Raw genomic sequence first — 4,844 nt, 5'->3', positions numbered from 1 at the left:
CCCCGGCAGCCACACCCGACCCGGAACCGGCCCAGCCCCCGGCCGCCCGCCCCGACAAGGCCCCAGCGGTCGGCACCAGCTCCCGTCGACGCCGCCGTGCCGAAACCGAAGGCACCGCCCGCCTATCGGTGGCCGACATCATGGCCAACCTGGAATCGGAATCCACCCGCTGACGCACCACACCACCTAGATCCGGCCTGGAGACGCGGGGAGGCGTAGATCACGGCGGGGGGTGATGGCGCCTCGCCCACGAACCCCTCTATCCTCGACTCGTAACGTCTGGTACCCGCACCGCGGGACTGGAACGCAAATCGAGAGGACAACGTTGACCTCGAGAAGTGTCAACCCTGATGGCGCGACCACGAGTGTTGACCCGGCGCCCGCACGACTGACGGTAGGAATCGTCTCGGCGGGACGAGTGGGTTCCGCACTCGGCGTAGCGCTCGAGCGAGCCGGCCATGTGGTCTTCGGCGTCGCCGCGATCTCCGACGCCTCGGTGCATCGCGCCCGTACCCGGCTGCCAGAGGCCCAGGTGCTGCCGATCGAACAGATCGCCCAGCGCAGTGAACTGCTCCTGCTCGCCGTTCCCGATGCCGAACTGGCCGGGCTGGTGCGCGGGCTCGCCGGTGCGAACGTCGTGCGCCCCGGCACCATCGTCGTGCACACCTCCGGCGCGAACGGCGTCGCGATTCTCGAGCCGCTGACGAAACAGGGCGCGCTCGGTCTCGCGATCCATCCCGCCATGACCTTCACCGGCCACGACGAGGACATCGCTCGCCTGGCCAACGCCTGCTTCGGCGTCACCGCCGCCGACGAGGTCGGTTACGCCATCGCGCAGGCGCTGGTGATCGAGATGGGTGGCGAACCGGTTCGCGTCGAAGAGAACCAGCGTTCGCTCTATCACGCCGCTCTCGCGCACGGCAGCAATCACCTGGTCACGGTCATCGTCGACGCCGTCGCGGCGCTGCGCGAATCCCTGTCCGGACCCGGCCTGCTCGGCCAGCCGCTGGTCGACGATCAGCCCGGCGGCCTCCCCGAACGGCTGCTGGCCCCCCTCGCCTCGGCCGCGCTCGACAACGCGCTGCGCCGCGGCCAAGCCGCGCTGACCGGCCCGGTCGCCCGCGGTGATGTCGACGCCGTCGCCGCCCACCTCGCCGCGCTCGAGCAGGTCGACCACCACCTGGCCGAGGCATACCGGGCCAACTCGCTGCGCACCGCCGAACTCGCACAAACCGATCCGGCACTGCTGGAGCTCCTCGCCAAGGAAGGCCACTGATGGAACCCCGAGAAGTGCACCACCACCAGGGCGGCCCGCGCGCCACCGGCGCCTTCAAGGCAGGCGTCCTGACTGTGCACCACAACCCCGAGGTGCTCGACACCGTCGCCAAGGCTCTGCGCGGCGCCGGGCGCACGGTCGGCTTCGTGCCCACCATGGGTGCGCTGCACGAGGGTCACCTGGCGCTCATCCGCCAGGCCAAGCTCGCCAACCAGGTCGTGATCGTCTCGATCTTCGTCAACCCGCTGCAGTTCGGCGCGAACGAAGACCTCGACGCCTACCCGCGTACCCTCGACGCCGACCTCGAACTGCTCCGCACCGAGGGCGTCGACCTGGTCTTCGCGCCGACCGTCTCCGATATGTACCCGGACGGCATGCGCACCACCATCCAGCCCGGCCCGCTCGGCGCCGAGCTCGAAGGCGGCAGCAGGCCGACGCATTTCGCGGGCATGCTCACCGTTGTCGCGAAGCTGCTCAACATCACCCACGCCTCCGAGGCGTATTTCGGTGAGAAGGACTACCAGCAGCTCACGCTGATCCGGCAGATGGTGCGCGACCTGAACATGGACGCCAAGATCGTCGCCTACCCGACGGTCCGTGAGCCCGACGGCCTCGCCCTTTCCTCGCGCAACCGCTTCCTCGACGCCACCCAGCGCGAATCGGCGCTGGCGCTGTCGGCCGCGCTCGCCGCGGGCCGTCACGCCGCCGGCCTCGGCGCGGACGCGGTCGTGCAGACCGCTCGCTCGGTTCTCGACGCGGTCGACGGCCTCGACGTCGACTACCTCGAACTGCGCGATGCCAACCTCGGCCCGGCCCCCACCGCGGGCAACGCTCGTCTGCTGGTCGCGGCCAGAGTCGGCGACACCCGCCTGATCGACAACGCTGCTGTAGTACTGGGCGCCCAAATCGATGGACACCCCGACGCGAACTCCCTGCCTGCCTCGCAGGCGCACTGAAAGGCGACGACGATGTTGCGCACCATGATGAAGTCGAAGATCCACCGTGCCACCGTGACCCATGCCGACCTGCACTACGTCGGCTCGGTGACCGTCGACCAGGACCTGCTCGACGCCGCCGATCTGCTCGAGGGTGAGCAGGTCTGCATCGTCGACATCGACAACGGCGCCCGCCTCGAGACCTACGTGATCGCCGGCGAGCGCGGTTCGGGCGTGATCGGCATCAACGGCGCCGCGGCCCACCTCGTGCACCCCGGTGACCTGGTCATCCTCATCGCCTACGGTCAGATGGACGAGGCCGAGGTCCGCGACTACGACCCGAAGGTGGTCTTCGTCGACGACCACAACCGTCCGGTGGAGCTGGGCAGCGACCCCGCGCACGCACCGGAGGGCTCCGGCCTCACCTCACCGCGTTCGCTGTCGTTCGTCTGAGCCGGGCGGGGGACCCAGGACAATGCTGCTGACGATCGACGTCCGCAACACCGGTATCGAACTCGGGCTGTTCTCCGGCAGTGGTGAACACGCGAACCTGGTGCGGCACTGGCGGATTCACACGAATCCGCTGATCACCGCGGACGAGTTCGCGATGCAGGTGCGCGGCCTGGTCGGCGAGGATCTCGACCGGATCGTCGGCGTCTCCGCGCTGTCGACCGTGCCGCCGGTGCTGCGCGAACTGCGCGCGATGCTCGCGCGGTACTGGTCGCATGTGCCGCACGTCCTGGTGGAACCCGGTGTGCGAACAGGCATTCCACTGCTGGTCGACAATCCGAAGGAAGTCGGCGCCGACCGCATCGTCAATTGCCTCGCCGCCTTCCGCAGCTTCGGCGGGCCCGCGATCGTCGTCGATTTCGGTACCGCGATCTGCGTCGATCTGGTGTCGGCCAAGGGCGAATTCCTCGGCGGGGTGATCGCGCCCGGTGTGGAGATCTCCGCCGAGGCGCTGGTGGAACGCAGTGCGATGCGCCGCGTCGAGCTGGCGCGGCCGCGTTCGGTGGTGGGCAAGAACAGCATGGAGTGCATTCAGTCCGGCGCGATTTTCGGCTTCGCCGGTCTGGTCGACGGTCTGGTCGACCGTATCCGCGACGAATTCGACGCGTTCGCGGGCACCGATGTCACCGTCGTCGCCACGGGTGCGGGTGCACCGCTGATCGTGCCGGAGTCCGAGACCATCGACCAGCACGTCCCACATCTCACGCTGACGGGACTGCGTCATGTCTACGAGCGCAACAAAAAGTAGCGTCTGCTAAACTACGTCCGTGATCTTCCGTGTGAGCACCCAGGAGTGTTGTCGAGGCTAATCTGCCTCGACCGTTCGAGGCTGACGTTTTCCCTCGACCGATTTCTCACCTTCTGGAGATGCGCTCATGCGTTCCTCTGTTCTTTCCCTTTCGTCCGCACGCGACGAATACTCCGCGACGCCCCCGCTCGACCGGGCGATCGCTTCGGCCTTGCCGACCCGGTTGCGTCCCGCTGACCTGCTGCGACTCACCGACGAAGGCGCCGAAGACGTTATCTCCGGCCGCTACGACCACCTGCTGCCCGCCGATGGCATCTGGCCGACCGAAGAGCGCTGGGCGACCCGTCTTTCGCACGACGACGAGGTCGATGTCTGGCTGATCAGCTGGACGCCGGGAAAATTCACCGATTTGCACGACCATGCCGGCTCGCTCGGCGCGCTGACCGTGCTGAGCGGCGCCCTCTCGGAATACCGCTGGAATGGGTCGGAGTTACGCAGGCGCACGCTGGCCGCGGGTGATCAGGCGTCGTTCCCGATCGGTTGGGTGCACGACGTGGTGCGCGCGCCCGCCGCCGCGGAATCCGTTGGTCCGCTGGATCCCACCTTGAGCGTGCACGCGTATTCCCCGCCGTTGTCGGCGATGTCATATTACGAAGTGACCGGCCATGGAACGTTGCGCCGAACCAAAACCGTCCTCACCGACCAGCCCGAAGGTGATCTGTGATGAGCCGTTTGACGATTGATCAGATGCTCGAGAATGCTCGCGAACGACTACATCGGGTCTATGTGTACGACGTGGCCGCCGCGCTGGAGCGTGGCGCGATTCTGGTCGACATCCGGCCCGCCGCACAGCGCGTGCGCGAAGGCTCGCTGCCCGGCGCCCTGGTGATCGAGCGCAATGTTCTGGAATGGCGACTGGATCCGACCTCGTCGGCACGGTTGTCCCTCGCCGTTGATCATGATGTGGAATGGATTATCTTCTGCTCGGAGGGCTACACGTCGAGTTTGGCCGCGGCCGCCCTGCAGGAGTTGGGCTTGCACCGGGCCAGCGACGTGATCGGCGGCTACCAGGCGCTGAAGTCGGCGGGGTTGCTGACCGTGGGTGTCGGCGTCCCGCATTTCGCCCGTGAGGTGGACTCCCTGGCCTCGCTGTAAGCTCCCCCGCCTCTCCGCGAATTCAGCGTGCTGTTCGCGAATTCGTGGGGTTCGCCCTCGGTCTCACGTCAGGCGCGCGACGACTCCGAGGTGGTTGGGGAGTTACCCATGTCGTCGCGAAATCAGTGAGGCACTTCACAATTCATAGGCGGGTGGCGCGGTGAGGCGGGGGAGGGGTAAAACCCTTTCAGGCGACCGCTAATGTTGTCGGATGTGAGCA

Annotated in this window: 6 protein-coding genes; all 6 read left to right on the top strand. The window is 67.4% G+C overall.

The window, feature by feature from the left end; all coding sequences use genetic code 11:
- Window positions 1-235 precede the first annotated feature (235 nt).
- Window positions 236-1,276, top strand: coding sequence for a Rossmann-like and DUF2520 domain-containing protein (locus tag NS1_RS07780; protein WP_084503589.1), 1,041 nt, complete (start codon window positions 236-238; stop codon window positions 1,274-1,276).
- Window positions 1,276-2,232, top strand: a complete 957-nt coding sequence (gene panC, locus NS1_RS07775) for a pantoate--beta-alanine ligase (RefSeq protein WP_056819035.1) — start codon at window positions 1,276-1,278, stop codon at window positions 2,230-2,232. The genes NS1_RS07780 and panC overlap by 1 nt, the downstream gene beginning before the upstream one ends.
- Before the next feature lie 12 nt (window positions 2,233-2,244).
- Window positions 2,245-2,664, top strand: coding sequence for an aspartate 1-decarboxylase (gene panD / locus NS1_RS07770; RefSeq protein ID WP_056819033.1), 420 nt, complete (start codon window positions 2,245-2,247; stop codon window positions 2,662-2,664).
- Window positions 2,665-2,686: 22 nt separating this feature from the next.
- Entirely contained in the window at window positions 2,687-3,469 is a 783-nt protein-coding gene (locus NS1_RS07765) for a type III pantothenate kinase (protein WP_056819031.1), read from the top strand.
- A 127-nt stretch (window positions 3,470-3,596) separates the two neighbouring features.
- A complete protein-coding gene (locus NS1_RS07760; RefSeq protein WP_056819027.1) occupies window positions 3,597-4,193 on the top strand; it encodes a cysteine dioxygenase in 597 nt (198 codons plus the stop codon).
- Window positions 4,193-4,624 (top strand): rhodanese-like domain-containing protein, encoded by a 432-nt coding sequence (locus tag NS1_RS07755; RefSeq protein ID WP_056819025.1) that lies wholly within the window; start codon window positions 4,193-4,195, stop codon window positions 4,622-4,624. Before NS1_RS07760 ends, NS1_RS07755 begins: the two co-directional genes overlap by 1 nt.
- Window positions 4,625-4,844 lie beyond the last annotated feature (220 nt).

It is taken from the genome of Nocardia salmonicida NBRC 13393, assembly GCF_001613085.1.
GTDB lineage: Bacteria > Actinomycetota > Actinomycetes > Mycobacteriales > Mycobacteriaceae > Nocardia > Nocardia salmonicida.
The sequence above is the reverse complement of the archived record's forward strand: the minus strand, read 5'-3'. Positions and strand labels throughout refer to the sequence as shown.